Annotated in this window: 16 protein-coding genes and 4 pseudogenes; 14 read left to right on the top strand and 6 right to left on the bottom strand. The window is 68.0% G+C overall.

The window, feature by feature from the left end:
- Positions 1-56 precede the first annotated feature (56 nt).
- The 3 genes from ABT001_RS02130 (at position 57) to ABT001_RS02120 (ending at position 4,757) form a co-directional block, all read left to right on the top strand.
- Positions 57-809, top strand: a complete 753-nt coding sequence (locus tag ABT001_RS02130) for a DUF6766 family protein (RefSeq protein ID WP_351270971.1) — start codon at positions 57-59, stop codon at positions 807-809.
- A 254-nt stretch (positions 810-1,063) separates the two neighbouring features.
- On the top strand, positions 1,064-2,248 hold the full coding sequence (locus ABT001_RS02125) for an alcohol dehydrogenase catalytic domain-containing protein (RefSeq protein WP_351270970.1): 1,185 nt from the start codon (positions 1,064-1,066) through the stop codon (positions 2,246-2,248).
- A 232-nt stretch (positions 2,249-2,480) separates the two neighbouring features.
- The gene (locus ABT001_RS02120) at positions 2,481-4,757 is read left to right on the top strand and encodes a catalase (protein WP_351270968.1); all 2,277 of its coding nucleotides are present in this window, start codon (positions 2,481-2,483) and stop codon (positions 4,755-4,757) included.
- A gap of 145 nt (positions 4,758-4,902) precedes the next feature.
- Here the strand turns inward: ABT001_RS02120 and ABT001_RS02115 are convergent.
- The 4 genes and pseudogenes from ABT001_RS02115 to ABT001_RS02100 all read right to left on the bottom strand — a co-directional run.
- Positions 4,903-6,222, bottom strand: a pseudogene (locus ABT001_RS02115) (FAD-dependent oxidoreductase); the annotation flags it as partial.
- Positions 6,223-6,428: 206 nt separating this feature from the next.
- On the bottom strand, positions 6,429-7,214 hold the full coding sequence (locus ABT001_RS02110) for a cytochrome c oxidase assembly protein (protein WP_351270965.1): 786 nt from the start codon (positions 7,212-7,214) through the stop codon (positions 6,429-6,431).
- 48 nt (positions 7,215-7,262) lie between these two features.
- A complete protein-coding gene (locus ABT001_RS02105) occupies positions 7,263-7,823 on the bottom strand; it encodes a DUF2243 domain-containing protein (protein ID WP_351270963.1) in 561 nt (186 codons plus the stop codon).
- A 518-nt stretch (positions 7,824-8,341) separates the two neighbouring features.
- Positions 8,342-8,545: a cold-shock protein gene (locus ABT001_RS02100; protein WP_010982331.1), complete on the bottom strand. Its 204-nt coding sequence runs from the start codon at positions 8,543-8,545 to the stop codon at positions 8,342-8,344.
- Between the two features lie 256 nt (positions 8,546-8,801).
- On the opposite strand from ABT001_RS02100, the gene ABT001_RS02095 reads away from it, so the two are divergent.
- Complete coding sequence (locus tag ABT001_RS02095) at positions 8,802-9,473, top strand: sigma factor-like helix-turn-helix DNA-binding protein (protein ID WP_351270958.1); 672 nt, start codon at positions 8,802-8,804, stop codon at positions 9,471-9,473.
- Between the two features lie 32 nt (positions 9,474-9,505).
- Complete coding sequence (locus ABT001_RS02090) at positions 9,506-9,766, top strand: hypothetical protein (protein WP_351270955.1); 261 nt, start codon at positions 9,506-9,508, stop codon at positions 9,764-9,766.
- Between the two features lie 232 nt (positions 9,767-9,998).
- On the opposite strand, the gene ABT001_RS02085 is transcribed toward ABT001_RS02090, so the two are convergent.
- Entirely contained in the window at positions 9,999-10,583 is a 585-nt protein-coding gene (locus ABT001_RS02085) for a hypothetical protein (RefSeq protein WP_351270952.1), read from the bottom strand.
- Positions 10,584-10,963: 380 nt separating this feature from the next.
- Between ABT001_RS02085 and ABT001_RS02080 the strand changes: the two genes are divergently transcribed.
- From ABT001_RS02080 to ABT001_RS02040, 9 genes and pseudogenes are all read left to right on the top strand, one after another.
- Positions 10,964-11,122, top strand: a complete 159-nt coding sequence (locus tag ABT001_RS02080; protein ID WP_351270949.1) for a hypothetical protein — start codon at positions 10,964-10,966, stop codon at positions 11,120-11,122.
- 210 nt (positions 11,123-11,332) lie between these two features.
- Positions 11,333-11,819, top strand: a pseudogene (locus ABT001_RS02075) (alpha/beta hydrolase); the annotation flags it as partial.
- Between the two features lie 195 nt (positions 11,820-12,014).
- Positions 12,015-12,440, top strand: a pseudogene (locus ABT001_RS02070) (LysE family translocator); the annotation flags it as partial.
- A 97-nt stretch (positions 12,441-12,537) separates the two neighbouring features.
- Positions 12,538-12,690 (top strand): hypothetical protein, encoded by a 153-nt coding sequence (locus ABT001_RS02065; protein ID WP_351271571.1) that lies wholly within the window; start codon positions 12,538-12,540, stop codon positions 12,688-12,690.
- Positions 12,691-12,940: 250 nt separating this feature from the next.
- Positions 12,941-13,642 (top strand): hypothetical protein, encoded by a 702-nt coding sequence (locus ABT001_RS02060; RefSeq protein ID WP_351270946.1) that lies wholly within the window; start codon positions 12,941-12,943, stop codon positions 13,640-13,642.
- Positions 13,643-13,655: 13 nt separating this feature from the next.
- Positions 13,656-14,108, top strand: a complete 453-nt coding sequence (locus ABT001_RS02055; protein WP_351270943.1) for a phage holin family protein — start codon at positions 13,656-13,658, stop codon at positions 14,106-14,108.
- Entirely contained in the window at positions 14,084-14,758 is a 675-nt protein-coding gene (locus ABT001_RS02050; protein WP_351270941.1) for a DUF3618 domain-containing protein, read from the top strand. Before ABT001_RS02055 ends, ABT001_RS02050 begins: the two co-directional genes overlap by 25 nt.
- 55 nt (positions 14,759-14,813) lie before the next feature.
- On the top strand, positions 14,814-15,851 hold the full coding sequence (locus tag ABT001_RS02045) for a YihY/virulence factor BrkB family protein (protein ID WP_502967410.1): 1,038 nt from the start codon (positions 14,814-14,816) through the stop codon (positions 15,849-15,851).
- Between the two features lie 296 nt (positions 15,852-16,147).
- Positions 16,148-16,369: a hypothetical protein gene (locus ABT001_RS02040; protein WP_351271568.1), complete on the top strand. Its 222-nt coding sequence runs from the start codon at positions 16,148-16,150 to the stop codon at positions 16,367-16,369.
- A gap of 82 nt (positions 16,370-16,451) precedes the next feature.
- On the opposite strand, the pseudogene ABT001_RS02035 reads toward ABT001_RS02040, so the two are convergent.
- A pseudogene (locus tag ABT001_RS02035) lies at positions 16,452-16,634 on the bottom strand (CBS domain-containing protein); the annotation flags it as partial.
- Positions 16,635-16,654 lie beyond the last annotated feature (20 nt).

Below are 16,654 nucleotides of genomic sequence, written 5' to 3'. Positions count from 1 at the left end.
CTGGCGCTCGTCCTGGGCGGCTTGGCCTATTTCACCACGATGGGGCTGATGCATCGATGACCTCTCACGATCCGCGGCCTCAACGTGACGCACCGACAGGAAACGGGGACGACGCCAGTGCGAGTGAGCACGGCACTCGCCGGTTCGTACGCGACAACGGTATAAGCCTGGGCTTCGTGATCGCTTTCCTCCTCGCTCTTGCCGGACAGGCGATCGCCGGCTGCGCGGAGTTCAACAACCAGCTCGCCACGGACGGACTCGCACGCGTCGGTTTCCTTGATTACCTGACCTCGTCCGACTTCGCCGTGGACGTGACGGAGAACTGGCAGTCGGAGTACCTGCAATTCTTCCTGTACATCTTCGCCACCGTCTGGCTCCTCCAACGCGGTTCGCCCGAATCGAAGGAAATGAACAAGGCCGGCCCCGAATCGGACAGGGACCAGGGGATGGGCAGGCATGCGGGCCCGGACGCCCCACGCTGGGCCGGCATCGGGGGAGTGTGGCAGGCGGTGTTCTCCAGGTCGCTAGGACTGGTGATGGCCACGCTCTTCCTGCTGTCCTGGCTGGCTCAGTCCATCGCGGGCGTCGCCGCCTACAACGAGCAGCAGCTGAGACAGCTTCAGGCCCCGGTGGACTGGGCTCAGTACGTCGCGTCCGCGGACTTCTGGAGCCGAAGCCTGCAGAACTGGCAGTCCGAGCTGCTGGCCGTCGCCTCCATGGCCATCCTCTCCGTCTACCTGCGCCAGCGCGGGTCACCGGAATCCAAGCCGGTCGGCACCTCGCACTCGGCCACAGGCATTGATGGGTAGGGAGGACGGCCGCCCGACCGGACAACCATGTCGGAGGGGCTGGGGAGCGGATTCCTGGGTGCCCCCTTCCGGGTGGTGGCGAAGAGCACCGATGGTGCCGAAGCAGGCGATCGACCAAACACGATCATGCTTCGGGAGACCGTTATGGGGAACTCGGCCGAGGGAAAGGAAATGGAGATCGCGGAACGCGCCGACGCGGCGGGTCGCTTCGTCGGTGCACCAATCTCCCAAGTGCCTCTCGAAAGGTTCACACCATGCGTGCACTGACCTGGCAAGGAAAAAGAGATGTCCGGGTGGAGACGGTCCCGGATCCGCGGATCGAGCAGCCGACGGACATCATCGTCAGGATCACCTCCACCGGCATCTGCGGGTCGGACCTGCACCTTTACGAGGTCCTCGGACCGTATCTAGACCCGGGAGACATCCTCGGCCACGAACCCATGGGAGTGGTGGAGGAGGTGGGCACCGGGGTGACGTCCCTCGTCCCCGGAGACCGGGTCGTCATCCCCTTCAACGTCTCGTGCGGGCACTGTTACATGTGCGACCGGGGGCTGCAGTCCCAGTGTGAGACCACGCAGGTTCATGAGCACGGCACGGGCGCCTCGCTCTTCGGCTACACCAAGCTGTACGGTCAGGTTCCCGGCGGGCAGGCGGAGCTGCTGCGCGTCCCGTTCGGTGACACCCTGCCGATCAAGGTCCCGCACGGGCCGGCGGACGATCGGTTCGTCTATCTCTCCGACGTACTGCCGACCGCCTGGCAGGCCGTGCAGTACGCGGCGATCCCGCCCGGCGGGTCGGTGACCGTCCTGGGCCTCGGACCGATCGGTGCCATGGCGGCGAGGATCGCCCGGCACCAGGGGGCCGGGCTGGTGGTGGGCGTCGATCTCGTCCCTGAACGGCTGTCCCGCGCCGCCGCGGACGGTGTGACGTGTCTCGACCTGCGTCGGTACGGCAAGGATCTGGGCGATGCCATTCGCGATCTCACCGACGGACGGGGCACCGACGCGGTGATCGATGCAGTCGGTATGGAGGCACACGGCGCTCCTGTGGCCAAGGCCGCTCACGCGGCTGTGGGGTGGCTGCCCGACGCCCTGGGGCAACGGCTCATGGAAACCGCGGGAGTCGACCGTCTGAGCGCCTTCCGGGCCGCGATCGACGTGGTGCGCAGGGGTGGCACGATCTCCGTGTCCGGCGTGTACGGCGGCGCGGCCGACCCCCTGCCCCTGCTGACCATGTTCGACAAGCAGGTCCAGCTCAGGATGGGGCAGGCCAACGTGAGGCACTGGGTCGACGACATCCTCCCGCTGCTGACCGACGAGGACCCGCTCGGTGTGGACGACTTCGCCACGCACAGGCTGCCGCTCGAAGAGGGGCCGCAGGCGTACAAGACCTTCCAGGACAAGCAGGACGGCATGATCAAAACACTGCTGGTCCCCTGAGCGAAGGAAGCCCGGTCGGGTGACGAGCGCGGAGGCCGGGAGCCCCGGCATCGGGGGCCCTGCGTGTGCTGGACGGGCCTTCCGCTGCGGCTCGGCCGGGTGGCGACGCCGGATGGCCCAGTGAACGTGTCGGCTGGTGCGCCTGAGGGGTACCCATGGCCAGTCGATGTCCGCCTCGCCCGAGTGCTGAGTCCTCTGTGCGTGGCGTTGCCCGTCAACAGATCGGAATACAGTGAGCGAGAAGAACCCGGTGGCAGCTGCCGCCAAGAAGGTCGTGGAGAAGGTTCAGGAAGCGGTTCGACCCGACAATGAGATTCCCGGGGCCCCGGCGCCGGGACCGGCTCCGATCGAGGAGCCCACGAAGGCGCGCGAGCCGCTTCCGCCCAAGGCCGACCAGAGCGGACCGGATACGTACAGCCCCACCGGCCAGCCCACCGGTGCCCCGCAGAGCTGCATGGCCCAGGACGGTGCGTACCTCACCACCGCTCAGGGTGCACGTCTGTACGACACCGACCACTCCCTCAAAGCCGGCCCTCGTGGCCCGGTACTGCTCCAGGACCACCACCTTCGCGAGAAGATCACCCACTTCGATCACGAACGGATCCCTGAGCGCGTGGTGCATGCCCGTGGCGCAGCCGCGCACGGGGTGTTCCGGGGATATGGCGCCGCTGCCGGGATCACCAAGGCCGCCTTCCTTGCCGAGGGTGTCGAGACTCCGGTGTTCGTCCGTTTCTCCACCGTGCTCGGCTCGCGCGGCTCGGCGGACACCGTCCGGGACACCCGGGGCTTCGCGACGAAGTTCTACACGGATGAAGGCGTCTTCGATCTGGTCGGCAACAACATCCCGGTCTTCTTCATCCAGGACGCGATCAAGTTCCCCGACGTGATCCATGCGGGCAAGCCGCATCCGGACCGTGAGATCCCCCAGGCGCAGAGCGCCCACGACACCTTCTGGGATTTCGTCACTCTCCACACGGAGGCGACCCACCACACCCTGTGGAACATGTCGGACCGCGGCATCCCGCGTTCCTACCGGATGATGGAGGGCTTCGGCGTCCACACCTTCCGGCTGGTCAACGGCAAGGGCGAGACCACGCTGGTGAAGTTCCACTGGAAGCCGAAGCTGGGCGTGCACTCCCTGGTGTGGGAGGAAGCGCAGATCACCGCAGGGGTGGACCCGGACTTCCACCGCCGGGACCTCGCAGACGCGATCGAGTCAGGTGCCTTCCCCCAGTGGGAGCTGGGAGTGCAGACCTTCCCGGACACCGAGGACCAGATGTTCCAGGGCATCGACCTGCTGGACCCGACGAAGATCGTGCCCGAGGAGCTGGCTCCGGTTCGTCCGATCGGCCTGATGACACTCAACGCCAACCCGTCGAACTACTTCGCCGAGACCGAACAGGTCGCCTTCCACCTCGGCCACCTGGTGCCCGGTATCGACGTCACCGACGACCCGCTGCTGCAGGGCCGCCTCTTCTCCTACCTCGACACCCAGATCAGCAGGCTGGGCGGGCCCAATTTCGGGCAGTTGCCGATCAACCGCACGCACGCCCCCGTCAACGACATGCTGCGAGACGGCATGCACCAGACCGCGGTGCACCGCGGTGTCGCCCCGTACCGGCCCAACTCCCTCGACGGCGGTTGCCCGTTCCTGGCGGGCGCGGACAACGGGGCCTACATCGAGGTGCCTGCCCAGATTCCCGCCACCGGCAAGATCCGCGACGCGGCTGCCTCCTTCGACGACCACTTCAGTCAGCCCCGGCTCTTCTGGCTGAGCATGAGCCCCACGGAACGCGAACACATCGTCGCCGCCTACACCTTCGAACTCGGCAAGTGCTGGGACCAGGCCATCAAGGAACGGGCGCTGAAGGTCCTCGCCAACATCGACCCGGAACTCTGTACGCAGGTCGCTGCCGGACTGGGTCTTCCGGCACCCGAGGCGAGTCAGCCCTCGGCCGTGGTCGAGCCGAGCCCCGCGCTGTCCCAGCTCGGTGAGGACTGGCCGGTCGACGGCCGGATCGTCGGCATCGTCACCGACAGCACTGCCGACCTGGACGGCGTGCGCCAAGTGCGCAGGGCAGTCCTCGACGCCGGCATGGTCCCCCTGGTCATCGCCCCGGCCGGCGGCGCCCTGGGCCCGGACAGCGACCCGATCACCGTGCAGCGCACCTTCACCACCGCGCGGTCCGTCGAGTTCGACGCGATCCTGCTGGCTGGGGCGCCGGCGCCGGCGGCGGACTCGTACGGCGCCCGTGACGCCAAGGTCGACGACGCTGCGGTCGCCGCCACCGGCGCGGACTCGCGATTGCTGCTGATGGTCACCGAGGCGTACCGACACGGCAAGGCCATCGGAGCGTGGGGCCAGGGAGCGAGTGTCCTGGAGGCGGCAGGCCTGCCCGCCGGGTCGCCAGGCGTCGTGATCGGTGAATCCCCGTCCGCAGCCCTGGACGACGTCACCGGTCTCCTGGCGGCGCACCGGGTCTGGGACCGCTTCACGCCCACTCTGTGACGGACGGCCGGGCACTGATCTGAACTCGTGTCCTCATCCTGAGAACACGGCGGAAGGGCGGCAGAGGTAGTACGGCATCTCTGCCGCCCCGACGCGCGAGATGCGAGGGGGGTGTCGTGGGCGGACGGTCGGACAGCACTCCGGACAGCGGGCGTACAGCGGGGCCTTGGAGAACTTCGCCGTCGACGCCGAACGGCGAGCCGTGGCAGGGACACTCCCAGACGGTCTCCGCCTCGTTGAAGGCGACCAGGCAGCCGAGATGGGTGCATCGCGCCGAGACGGCGTGCGCAGTACCGTCCTCGTTGCGGTAGACGGCGCAGGGACGCCCTTCGGCCCGGACGACCGCACCTGAGCCAGGAGCGATCTCGGAGACCGAGTTGACATGGGTCGTCTTCATCCTGTCACCTACGAAGTGTTGGGCGACCTCCGCCTGCTGGTTCAACAGCGCCGTGCCTCGCGGAGGGTGCTCCACAGGCGACGAGGGTCGTACAGCTCCGCCCATTCGGGTTCGGCTCCGGTGAGGGTGGAGGCCAGCAGCTGTCCAGCCATGGCACCGCCGCTCATGCCCCAGCCGCCGAATCCGGTTGCCACGTACACGTGGTGTGCTCCCGGGTGATAGGGGCCGATGAGGGGCACGCCATCGCTCACATCGTTGTCCTGGGCGGCCCACCGGTAACTCGTGGGGCCGACCGCGAAGTGCTCGTGCATCCACGCGTTCAACCTCCGGAAGCGCTCGCCGGTGTCGCCCGTGCCGGACGTGAAACTCTCGCCCGTGACGATGAGCAGCCGCAGGTCCTCGCCGAGCGGAGCTGTACGCACAGATCGCTTGCCCATGTCGTCCGTGATGTACATGTGCTTCGGGGCCTGGGAGACCGGCAGAGGTGCGGCGACCACGAGTTCGCGGCGTGGTGACAGACGCGCGAAGTGGAGAGCACGGTCGAAGACGGGGTAGTGCGTCGCGACGACGACGTCGCGCGCGGTGACCGTCGTCCCCCGCTCGGTTGTCACCGTGCACGGGCTGCCCTCGCTCAAGCCGGTCACCCGGGTCCGCTCATGGATGACACCACCGCGTGCGGTGATGTCATCCGCGAGGGCAAGAAGATACTTGCGCGGGTGGAACTGTGCCTGGCCGGCGACGCGCACCGCCGCGGCCACGGTGAACGGCAGGTCCGTCTCCGTCACGAAATCCGCGTCGAGTCCTGCTTCCGCGGCCGCATCGGCCTCCGCTTCGAACGCAGCGCGTTCGCCCGGGTCCGTGGTGAAGGTCAGAGCCGACGCCCGTTCGAAGTCGCAGTCGACGCCGAGCTCAGCAGCCACCGATGCCACTCGCTCCACCGCCGTCTGCTGCGAACCGGCGTACCGGCGCGCGCTGTCCTTCCCGCGTACGGCGCAGCCGTTCGTAGACGAGGGAATGCGCGGCGGTGAGCTTCGCTGTCGTGTAGCCGGTCACTCCCGCGGCGGCGCGCTTGACCGACTCCGGTGGCATCAGTCGGAGCGATCCCCATCGTCCTCGCACCCATCCGGCCGCTTACGGAACGCCGCCGACCGGCTGCGCGCCTCGTCGGTTCTCACGGCGGAAGTGCCACGGGCGCTGTCACTGCCGCCCGCAGTGGTTGGCGTGCGGTGGAGCTGCCCTCGGCGGCGGGACACTACGCCGAGGGGGTGATCGGCTCACGGCACCGCGGGCCGTGCTTCCTGACGGCGCTGCGCACGATAGGTCCGGCGAGTGGCGGGTTGCGGGCGCCACGTCGCCACCAGTGCGACGGCCAGGAGCAACTCTGCGATGTCGCCGCCGTAGTACATGATCTGAGCGCCGCTCCGGACCTGGTCGACGGGGGCGTGGATGTTGATGCCGAAGCCGCCGTACATGAGCTGTGAGATCACCGCGTGAGCGGCGATCGCCACGCCCAGCACCACCAACCGCACCGGAACCTCGGGCCGGGCCGGGGCCGGGTCCGGGCCGGCGATGACGTAGGCGAACAGGTACCCGGCGAGCAGGAAGTGGGCGTGCAGCAGCCAGTGCAGACCCGTGTTCGCCGACATCGTGTTGTACAGCGGCGTGAAGTACAGCAGCCCCAGCGTGCCGACACTCAGTACGAGAGCGGTGACCGGATTGGCCGGCACGTGCACCAACCGACTCCGGATCAGGCCGGTCAGACGACGCCCCGTATCAGCGGGAAGGTTCCGCAGCAGCAGCGTGACGGGCGCTCCGAGCACCAGCCCCAGCGGCGCGTACATGCCGATCAGCAGGTGCTGGAGCATATGGCCGCGGAAGTCGCCGTGCGCCCACGGCGCGATCGGGGGCAGCAGCCCGGCCGCCAGCAGCGCGCACCCGGCCATGAACCATCCGGTGCGCCACCGGCTCCACCCGGCCCGTGCATTGCGCCCGCGCGCGGCCCGCCAGCAGCACGTAACCCCCGGCCAGCAGGACCACGAACAGAGCGGGCACCAGAACATCCAGGGGCAGGCCCGCGGTCTCCTGGTGATGATGTGCCGGATGGCCGGTCATGCGGGCACCGGCCTGTCACCCTGCGGGTCGAAGGAGACCGCCCGGCGCTGGATCGACCAGCCCACCGCGACCAGGACGGCGCCGAGCAGCAGGAATCCCAGGTCCCACCAGATCTGCTGCTCACCGGCGTAGACGTGGTGGATCCCCAGGATGTGGTGGTCAAGGATGCCCTCGACGAGGTTGAACAGGCCCCAGCCGACCAGGATCCAGCCCCACAAGGCCGGGGACGTCCACACCTGGCGCCTGTGGTGCGTCACCCGGGCGTACAGAACCGCCAAGCCGGCGAGTACCGCCACCCAGCAGATGGCGTGGAAGATCCCGTCCCACACCGTGTTCATCTCCAGCCCGGAGACAGTGTTCGCCGGGTAGTACTTCACCCCGATCCGGTCGTCATCGGTGCTGGTCAGCATGTGGTGCCACTGCAGAAGCTGGTGCAACAGGATCCCGTCCACGAAGCCACCCAGACCCACACCGAGGAGGATTCCCGGCAACTGCAGACTCCGAGGCCTCTCGTCCGTCACAGCCCACTGGCCTCCCGCATGCACACTGCTCGACATCCCGCTTCCCTCCACTGGACCGGCGATCAGATGCCCGGGGCGATACCCAGGTATCAGCCTTCCCACCACAGCAGCCGCAGCTCACTCGCGCACAACGAGGAGTTCGAACGGCGGCCGAAATCCAGCCGGGAAGCGCTGGGAGTGAAAGGGCCGAACCTCTGACCGCTTTTCTTGCGACCGCTCAGAGGGCTTTGCCAGACGATGGCGTAGTGCCTCATGGGTGGATTATCGGCCGGTGGGCGCAGGAGCCGGCCCAGGTGGCCAACTTGTGGTTGACGCTTGCATGGATCCTTGCCGCGCTCCCTGGCAGCGGCTGTCGGTGTTGACGACGACACGGCTGGACCGTGTAGGTGCACTTCACTGCCTTCCGGGCTCACCAGCGCGCCGCCGGAGCCAGGAGAAACGGGTGCCGGCGCGGGAGCTCGGGGGAGGTCATGGCCTCACGTTTCGCACGGTCCCTGACGCACGAGACCCGCCCCGCGAGCAGTCGCGGGGCGGGTCCGAGGGGGATGAGGGGGTCACGCGGGGGTGATGTTCTCCGCCTGGGGGCCCTTCTGGCCCTGGGTGACGTCGAAGTTCACCTTCTGGCCTTCCTGGAGCTCGCGAAAGCCGGAGCTGGCGATGTTGGAGTAGTGGGCGAAGACATCGGGGCCGCCGCCGTCCTGCTCGATGAAGCCGAATCCCTTTTCGGAGTTGAACCACTTCACGGTTCCGCTGGCCATGTCGCCCTCCAAGGCGTTGAGAATCGGTTCCCGCACCCTGCGGGAACCGGAGGTGATCGCCCTGGTCCTTCGAGACTCGCTTGAACAGCACAATCGCCCGCTGACCTTCTCGCGGGCGACTTCCTAGGAACCACGACAGCTGGACCTGACGCTACACCGATCGACCAACTCCCTTCGCTGGACGCCGCTAGATGAGGCGACACTTTTTCGAGTGGGATTGAACCCAGCTGAGGGGAGGCTCCAAAGACAGTCAGTGGTGAGGAGGCCAGGTTGCCCTGCCGAGCCGTACTTCTGGCTGGACCGCCACGAGCCTCAGACCGGTGACATCACCCTCGCCAAGACGAAGAGCGAACTGGCCATCCGGTTGGATCGGAATCCCACAGGCGCCGAGCCGGCCTGGTACCTGGACATCGGTGAGGAAGAGGTCATCGACGGTCTCGTCGCCTCCAACGGCTACACGGCCGGCTCCGTGGACATGCCCGCGGCCGGCACCGACCAGAGCGGTTCCACAAGCAAGGAGACCCGGACATGCGCCGACCTGGTGAGGGACCTCGACCCTCACATGGAACTTGTCGAGGACCTTCATGCCCTGGTACCCCTGCTCAAGTCCCTCGACGAGCGGGCGCAGGCCATCGTCCGGATGCGCTTCGGCCGGGAGATGACCCGAGCTCAGATCGGCGAGCATCTGGGTCTCTCCCGGATGCACGTCTTACGCCTCATCACCCGCACCCGAAGAAGTCGCGGGCCGGGCTCCTCGCCCAGGACTGACACACGTCCTCGTCCGGGCCCGGCGCCGACAGCGAGGCAGACGGGTGCGGTGGGACCAGCTGGTGATACGGGGGCCGATCAGCCGGTCTCCGAGCCGGCGCGGTGCGCCGCGTTCGCTGTCATCCGCCATGAGTGCTGTCAGGTGGCGGGCCGCAGCTAGTGTGTGACGCTGTGGGATACACCTTGGAAGAGTTGATCGAGAAGCAGCGCGCCGTGGATGAGGCGCACGGCCATGTCGAGGAGCTGCGCGAGCGGTTCGGCCCGCCCTCGACTGACTCGTTGACCCCGGCGCAGGCCGTGGCTCAGGAGACAGCGTGGCGGGCGTGGCGTGATCTGGCACGCGATATGCAGAACGCTGTCGCCCAGTACGCGAAAGAGTCCGGTAGGCCTCGCTCCGATGTGGAGCACGACGTGCGGAGGGGCGCCGGCCCCACGACCGACACCGAGAGCTGAGCGATCCGCGCAGCGAGTGGGCCTGTCCACCGCGGCCGGAGTGCTGAGTGATCGGCCCGAGCAGGACGAGCCGGTAACCCCGTGTTCGAGGGTACGCGGCCCGCGAGGCGGGGACTGGCCCACACGGTGCGCATCCGAAGCGGCTTCGACGAACCGCTACCGGTGCCCCCCGAGCCCGTGAGCCGCCGCCGGTCATCGACGGCGGTGGCGATCGGTGCCTGGCTCCGCCGGATCAGCAGTGGTGGGCGAGGTGAGGCACTGGCACTTGGGACATGGCTCTCCGCAGCATGCCGAGCTCCTGCTGGAGTGGGCGCTGCTGCTCTCCGTGCAGGGCGTTCAGGACGACGATCGCACCGGTCAGGGCCGGGACGGTCCACTGCATCAGCATCAGCTGAGTGCGGGCCTTGTCCAGGCCGACGGGGTGGGCCGCTGCCTTCTCCACCTCGCGCGGGTCGTCGGATGCGGACAGTTCGATCTTCTTGCCCAGCACCCGGCAGTACGTGGTCGCCGCCAGGGCTGCTCCGGTCAGTATCGTCTTCGCCAGAGTCGAGGCGGCGACACCCTGCTGGGTTTGCACTCGTGCGGCGTTGGCGGCCAGCAGACCGGTACCGCCGATGAGATGCGCGCCGATCGCCACGGCGTTCACGGGCATCCACTTGTTCCATCCGGCACTCGCGATCCGGGATGTCTCCGCCGCTGTGCGTCCCTCGCTCCTGGCCGCGCCGTTCAGGCCGACAGCGCCCATCAACGAGCCGCCGAACCACGCCGCCATCCCCAGATCGTGGACGCTGCGCAGTACCGTGTTACGTTCCGACATAGCCGCTCCTCATGCCTCGAAGGCCCGCAGCACTCTACGGACACCACCTCCACGCTCGTCGGGGCCCAACCACTGCACCACGCGGACGGCGCATCCGGGTTACGCGCACGCGCGGCGGCCGTGCCATCCCCGACCGTTCCTGCGGCGGTGCCCACCTTGCCCGGGCCGCTGCCCGGGCCACGGGAATGAGACAGCAGCGGGGAGACACGGTGCGAGCGAGCGGCCCGACGGACGCCGGGACGGGGCTGTAGGCCCGGGAGGCCGGTGAAACGGGTGCTGATGCAACACACCTGCGCGAGGCCGTCGTCCAGCTCCGGATACGTCTGCGACGATGCCCCGAACATGTGGGCACGCTGGGTGACCAGGGGTGAGGAAAGGTCATGAGGGTGCGGACGGTGGACGTCGAGGAGGAACTGCTGCTCGTCGACGCGCGGAGCCATGAGCCTGAACTCCGGCTCCAGGCGCCGACTCCTGCGTCTGCTGGCCCCTCAGCCCTGGGCGGTTCGGAGCATCGGCGCACGGACCGGGCGTGGCTGTGACCGTCGTGGAGCCGCGCCGGGGCGGCACCCTGCGCGTACCCATCGGGCTGCTGGCCGTCTGGGCCCGGACATCGGCCACGGCGACGGACCGCGCATCACCGTCCCTGTCCCGCCCGGGGAGTACGTCCCTCGACGTGACGTCCGTCTGCCCGCCAGCGAGACCCCGCAGCGACCTGGGAGATGGCCCTGCGGCCCGGACATGAGCGATTCACCGTGCTCGACGCCGTTCCTATCGGTGAGGCACTGCGACGCTGCGACGCGAAGTTCGCCGCGAGTTGGTGGCACTGGTTCTTTCTGGGGCAGACCGACAAGCACGCTGAACGGATCATCAACGCCGGCCCTGAGGCCTGGTACAAGGCCACTCCGGGACAGATGGGTACCGAGGCGTACGAGGACTATCGGCGGGCCGTCCACGATCCGGCCACCGTGCACGCCATGTGCGAGGACTACCGAGCCGGTTTGGGCGTGGACCGGGAGCACGATGACGCCGACCAGCGATCGGGCCGACGTATCGGGTTGCCCGCTCCAGGTGTTGTGGGCCACTTGCGACGACATGCCCGACCTGTACGGCGATGTGCTGGACGTGTGGCGGGACTGGTCGGACGACTGGCGGTGTGGTGGCCCGATCGAGTCCGGCCACCACATCGCCGAAGAAGCCCCCGAAGCGCTGGTGAGTGCTTTGCGTGAGTTCTGGCGACCACCGCAGAGCACCACCCTCGTGCAGAACGCTCAACTGGCCAACGCGAACGCTGACCGGCCGGCTGAAGGCCGAGTCACAACCGCGTGTGACAGTCACCCTGCCCGGGTGGCGAAACGCGTACAAATACTTGAGATCGATGATGCCGAGGGCCGGTGGCGTGACAGATGCCCTGGCGAGACGAGCGGAGGACAAATGCCGGTCGACCTTATTGGTTTCCTCGGCGTGGTGCTGGTGGTGTACGTGGTTCCCGGGCCGGACTTCCTGGTGGTGTTCCGGTCGGCGGTGGAGCATCCGTCCAAGGCCGGGCGGTGGCGCTGCACGCCCAGGCCGGGCTGTGCGTGCCACATGCTTGCCGCAGCCATCGGGCTGTCGGTGATCGCAGCGCGGTCCCCGGTGGTCTACGACACGGTCAAACTCCTGGGAGCCGCCTACCTGATCTACCTCGGAGTACGGGCAGTGACAGCCGCCCGGCAGGTCGCTCGGGAGCGTGCCGCTGGACGGGAGGCGGGGAGTCAGGGACCGGCCGCTGCCCCACAAACGCCGTCGGGAGGGCCGTCGTCCTCCGTCGCCCGCTGGCGCTCCGGTTTCTCCCAGGGGTTTCTCACCAACGTGCTCAATCCCAAGGCGGCGCTGTTCTTCCTCAGTATCCTGCCGAAGTTCGTCGAAGGTAGTGGCTCGACGACCCGGCAGATCTTTTTTCCTCGGCATCCTCGACGTGCTGATCGGGATCGTCTATTGGTTTGCCCTGGTCACCGTCGCCACCCGACTGAGCGTCGTGCTGGCCCGCCCAAAGGTCCGGCGTCGCTGGCAGCTGACCACCGGCTGGCTGTTCATCGCCATCGGCATAGGCGTCGCCGTGGGTGCCTGACCCCACTCACCGGCCCGATCTCAAGGCCGCAGCAGAGGCGACCAACGCTAGCCCTCCGGAGTCGTGTCCCCAGGCCGGCCACGAGAATCGTCTGGGAGGCATGGCCGTCGATTACTTGAAAGAGCAATGGGATCCGAGGGTGGGCGCTGACCCGGCCGGTGGCGCATCCGGAATCGTTCGTCATCATGGAAAGTGGTTGTGGTGAATGAACAGCCATGTGTCATGTACATGCTCTTCTGAGGGAGGAACGGTGAGCGACTTCGATGGTGCGAAGAGGACGGACGGTGGCACGGCTGCAGCGGTGAAGGAGACGGCGCAGGACAAAGCAGGGGAAGGCGTCGGCCTGGTCGGTGAGAAGGCATCCGATGTGGCCGGGGCGACCAAGGAGCGGGCAGGTGACGTGTCTGCTGAGGCTAAGTCCCAGGTCCAGGACGTGGCGGGTGAGCTGCGAGATCAACTGCAGGATCAGGCGGAATCCCAGACGCGGCGCCTGGCTCAGGGAGTACGTGCCCTGGCCGATGAACTGGGCACCATGGGGGAGAGCGGTGCGCCGGACTCTCCCGCCACGAAGGCAGTGCGCCAGGTAGCGGATCGCGGCCACGGCATAGCGGAAAGGCTGGACGACGGCGGCCCGCAGGGAGTCGTCAGTGACCTCCAGGCTTTCGCGCGCCGGCGGCCGGGCGTGTTCCTTGCAGGTGCTGCTCTGGCCGGTTTCGCGACGGCCCGTCTCGCCAAGGGCGCGAAGTCCGCCGGCAGCGGAGCGAACGGCTCGCACGGCGACCGCTCCCTGGAGTCGGCAGAAGAGAACGGCCTGTCCGCGGCTCAGCAGCCGGCGGACTCCTACGAGCAGGTGCAGCCCACCCCGTCGTACGGCGGGTCCATCTCACCTGCGCCCTCCGGGCCGTTGCCTGTGAGGGATCCGTATCCGAACCCCGATCCGCGGCAGTCGTAAGGGGGCTGACATCGTGGCCATTTTCTCTCCGCAGAACGCCACCCTTGCCCAGGACGGCAGTAGGTCCGGGTCCCACCGGGCACCCCCACCGGACCCGTCCATCGGGGAACTGGTGGGCGAGATCAGTGACGATCTGACCCAGCTCGTGCGTGGGGAGATCGAACTGGCCAAGGCCGAGCTCAAGCAGGAGGCGACCAGGGCGGGCAAAGCCGGCGGCATGCTCGCCGGCTCCGGCTACGCGGGCCACCTGGTGCTGCTGATGGGCAGCCTGGCCGCGATCTTCGGACTGGCCCACATCATGGACCTCGCCTGGGCCGCGCTCATCGTCACCGGCATCTGGGCAGTGGCGGGCGGTGCGCTCTTCGTCATGGGCCGCACACGGATGCGGGCGGTGCGGGTGAAGCCCGAACGGACCGCGGAAACATTGAAGGAGGATGCCCGATGGGCACGGACCCGGACACACTGAAGACCGAGGTGGAAGACACCCGGGCGCGCCTGGCGCACGACGTGGATCGCCTCGCGGACAAGGCGGCACCCGCGAAGGTCGCGCGGCGTAAGGCGGACGCGGCGCAGCACCGGCTGACTGGCCTGAAGGAGCGTGTGATGGGATCCGCCGACCGCACCCCGGGAGCTGAGGCCGGGCGGAAGGCGCAGGATGTCGCGCAGAGCGCGGGCGACGCCGCCGGCCAGGCCCAGGACGTCGTCCGCGAGACGGCTGGTCGGGCCGGTCAGTCCGTGAGGGATGCCCCGGATCAGGTGGTCAGGCAGACGCAGGGCAGCCCGTTGGCTGCCGGGGTGATCGCGTTCGGTGCCGGGATGCTTGCGGCGGCCCTGCTTCCGGCGTCCGCTGCTGAGGAGCGGATCGGCTCTCAGCTGCGGGAACACTCCGATGAGCTTCTGCAGCCTGCCAAGGAGACAGCGCAGGACGTTGCGCAGGATCTCAAGGAAGGCATGCGCCAGCCGGCGACGGAGGCTGTCGAGTCGGTGAAGAGCACGGCGCAGGACGCCGCCGAAGCCACCAAGCAGCAGGCACAGACCTCCGGCTTCGAGGCGGCAACGGGACTGCGGGAAGTAGGCAAGGACGCCGCCCGCCAAACCCGCGACCGAGCGAGCTAGGACCAGGGGCTGACCCGATGCCTGCGACCCACCAGAATCCTCGGTGGCGCGCACCATGCACCGCAGGGTCACGCCACGGAGGCAGGGGCACTTCATGCGCCAGTCAGGCAAACCTCCCCAGTCGCCCACGCAGGTCAGCAAGACCTCATGGGCGCACGTGCTGAAACGTACGGTCAAGGAGTTCAAGCGGGACGAGCTGACGGACAGAGCGGCGGGGCTGACCTATTACGGCATCCTGGCCCTGTTCCCCGCCCTGCTGGTGCTGGTCGCCCTGCTCGGAGTCGCGGGTGACTCCGCCACCAAGACGGTGCTGGAGAACATCCAGAAGCTCGCGCCGGGCTCGGCCCGCGATGTGCTCACCAACGCGGTCACCCAGCTGCAGTCCAGCGGGGGGACCAGCACGGTGCTCGCCATCGTCGGCCTGCTGGCCGCCCTGTGGTCGGCCTCCGGCTACATCGCCGCCTTCATCCGCGCGTCGAACGCCGTCTACGACGTGCCTGAGGGGCGGCCGGCCTGGAAGATCCTTCCCGTGCGCGTCGGCCTGACCCTCTCACTGATGATCCTCGCCTGCGTCAGCGCACTGATCGTCGTTCTCTCAGGGGGTCTGGCCCGCCAGCTCGGCACGGCCTTGGGGGTGGGCGACACCGCCATGACCGCCTGGTCCATCGCCAAGTGGCCCGTACTCGTGATCCTTGTGGCCATCATGCTGGCGATCCTCTACTGGGCCGCACCGAACGCCAAGGGCCGCGGGTTCAAGTTCATCTCTCTGGGCAGCCTGCTGGCCCTGGTGATCTGGATGATCGCCTCGGCCGGTTTCGCGTTCTACGTCGCCAACTTCGGCTCGTACAACAAAACGTACGGAGCCCTCGCCGGCGTCATCATCTTCCTCGTCTGGCTCTGGATCACGAACCTGGCGATCCTCCTGGGCCTTGAATTCGACGCGGAGATGGCACGCGAGCGAGCCATCGTCAGCGGCCACCCGAGCGACGAAGAACCCTACGCCGAACCACGCGACACCCGGAAATGGACGGCCGAGGACCGCCGATCCGCCGGCCCCACCGCAGAAGGCGACGCACGGCAGCCCGATGAATGAAGCACGTCTGCGCGGAGTTCCCCGGAACGCATGGGCCTCCACCCTCTACCGACCGCCCTGATCGGCCTTCCGCTCGCCGGGCGGGGGAGCGGGGCGAGCGTACCGGCACGCGGCGTGCCAGCTGTCCCAACCTGAGGGTATCCAGGAGGTCACCATGTGAGTCTCCGTCGCACTACCCTCGGGAACATGCGTCAGCCAAGCCCTCGTACTCCAGGGAGGCGACACGTCGGAGTCGTCGCCCCCTATGACTTCACGCGTCAGGACGAGCTGCGCCGGTGGCTTCCGCCGACAGTGCAGTGGGCGATGACTACACCGACGAGGTCCCCCACCGGGATAATCTCCAGCTCGTCTCCCGTCTGGGGAAAGCGGATCTGCTGGCAGAGCCCGTCCAGGAACTCGTCGAGTGCGGCGCGGAAGCGGTGGCGTATCTGTGCACCGCTTGCAGCTTCGTCGATGGCGTAGCAGGCGAGCGGGCACTGCGGGAGCGATGCTGGCGTACGGTGCGCAGCGGGCGCTGACGACCAGTGGGGCGGCGACTGACGCCGTCTCGACCTCCGCCGGAGCGAGCCCCTTTCCCAGAACCTGAACCACGATGTCCCGGTCGGTGATGACGCCGATGAGCCGGTTGTTCTCGCCGCAGACAGGTAGGGAACCCACCTGCAGTTCCGTCAGTTTCCGTGCCGCGTCGAGGGCGCTTTCATGCGCCTGCACGCAGTGTGTGCCGTCGTGCCGCGTGTTCGCAGCATGCGTTTCCTCCGGCTTCCTCTGCGGAACGAGTGGCATCCGTCGCATGGGCGCCCGTC

Origin of the sequence: Streptomyces sp. NPDC002793, assembly GCF_040295485.1 — a bacterium.
Taxonomy (GTDB): Bacteria; Actinomycetota; Actinomycetes; order Streptomycetales; family Streptomycetaceae; genus Streptomyces.
This window is presented reverse-complemented; position numbering and strand designations above follow the sequence as displayed.

Excerpts from the sequence above, each read along its gene's own strand:
- ABT001_RS02130 (WP_351270971.1), top strand. The coding sequence starts at position 57 with ATGACCTCTCACGATCCGCGGCCTCAACGTGACGCACCGACAGGAAAC.
- ABT001_RS02125 (WP_351270970.1), top strand. The coding sequence starts at position 1,064 with ATGCGTGCACTGACCTGGCAAGGAAAAAGAGATGTCCGGGTGGAGACG.
- ABT001_RS02110 (WP_351270965.1), bottom strand. The coding sequence starts at position 7,214 with ATGTTCTGGTGCCCGCTCTGTTCGTGGTCCTGCTGGCCGGGGGTTACG.
- ABT001_RS02105 (WP_351270963.1), bottom strand. The coding sequence starts at position 7,823 with ATGTCGAGCAGTGTGCATGCGGGAGGCCAGTGGGCTGTGACGGACGAG.
- ABT001_RS02100 (WP_010982331.1), bottom strand. The coding sequence starts at position 8,545 with ATGGCCAGCGGAACCGTGAAGTGGTTCAACTCCGAAAAGGGATTCGGC.
- ABT001_RS02085 (WP_351270952.1), bottom strand. The coding sequence starts at position 10,583 with ATGTCGGAACGTAACACGGTACTGCGCAGCGTCCACGATCTGGGGATG.
- ABT001_RS02080 (WP_351270949.1), top strand. The coding sequence starts at position 10,964 with ATGAGGGTGCGGACGGTGGACGTCGAGGAGGAACTGCTGCTCGTCGAC.
- ABT001_RS02050 (WP_351270941.1), top strand. The coding sequence starts at position 14,084 with ATGGGCACGGACCCGGACACACTGAAGACCGAGGTGGAAGACACCCGG.
- ABT001_RS02045 (WP_502967410.1), top strand. The coding sequence starts at position 14,814 with ATGCACCGCAGGGTCACGCCACGGAGGCAGGGGCACTTCATGCGCCAG.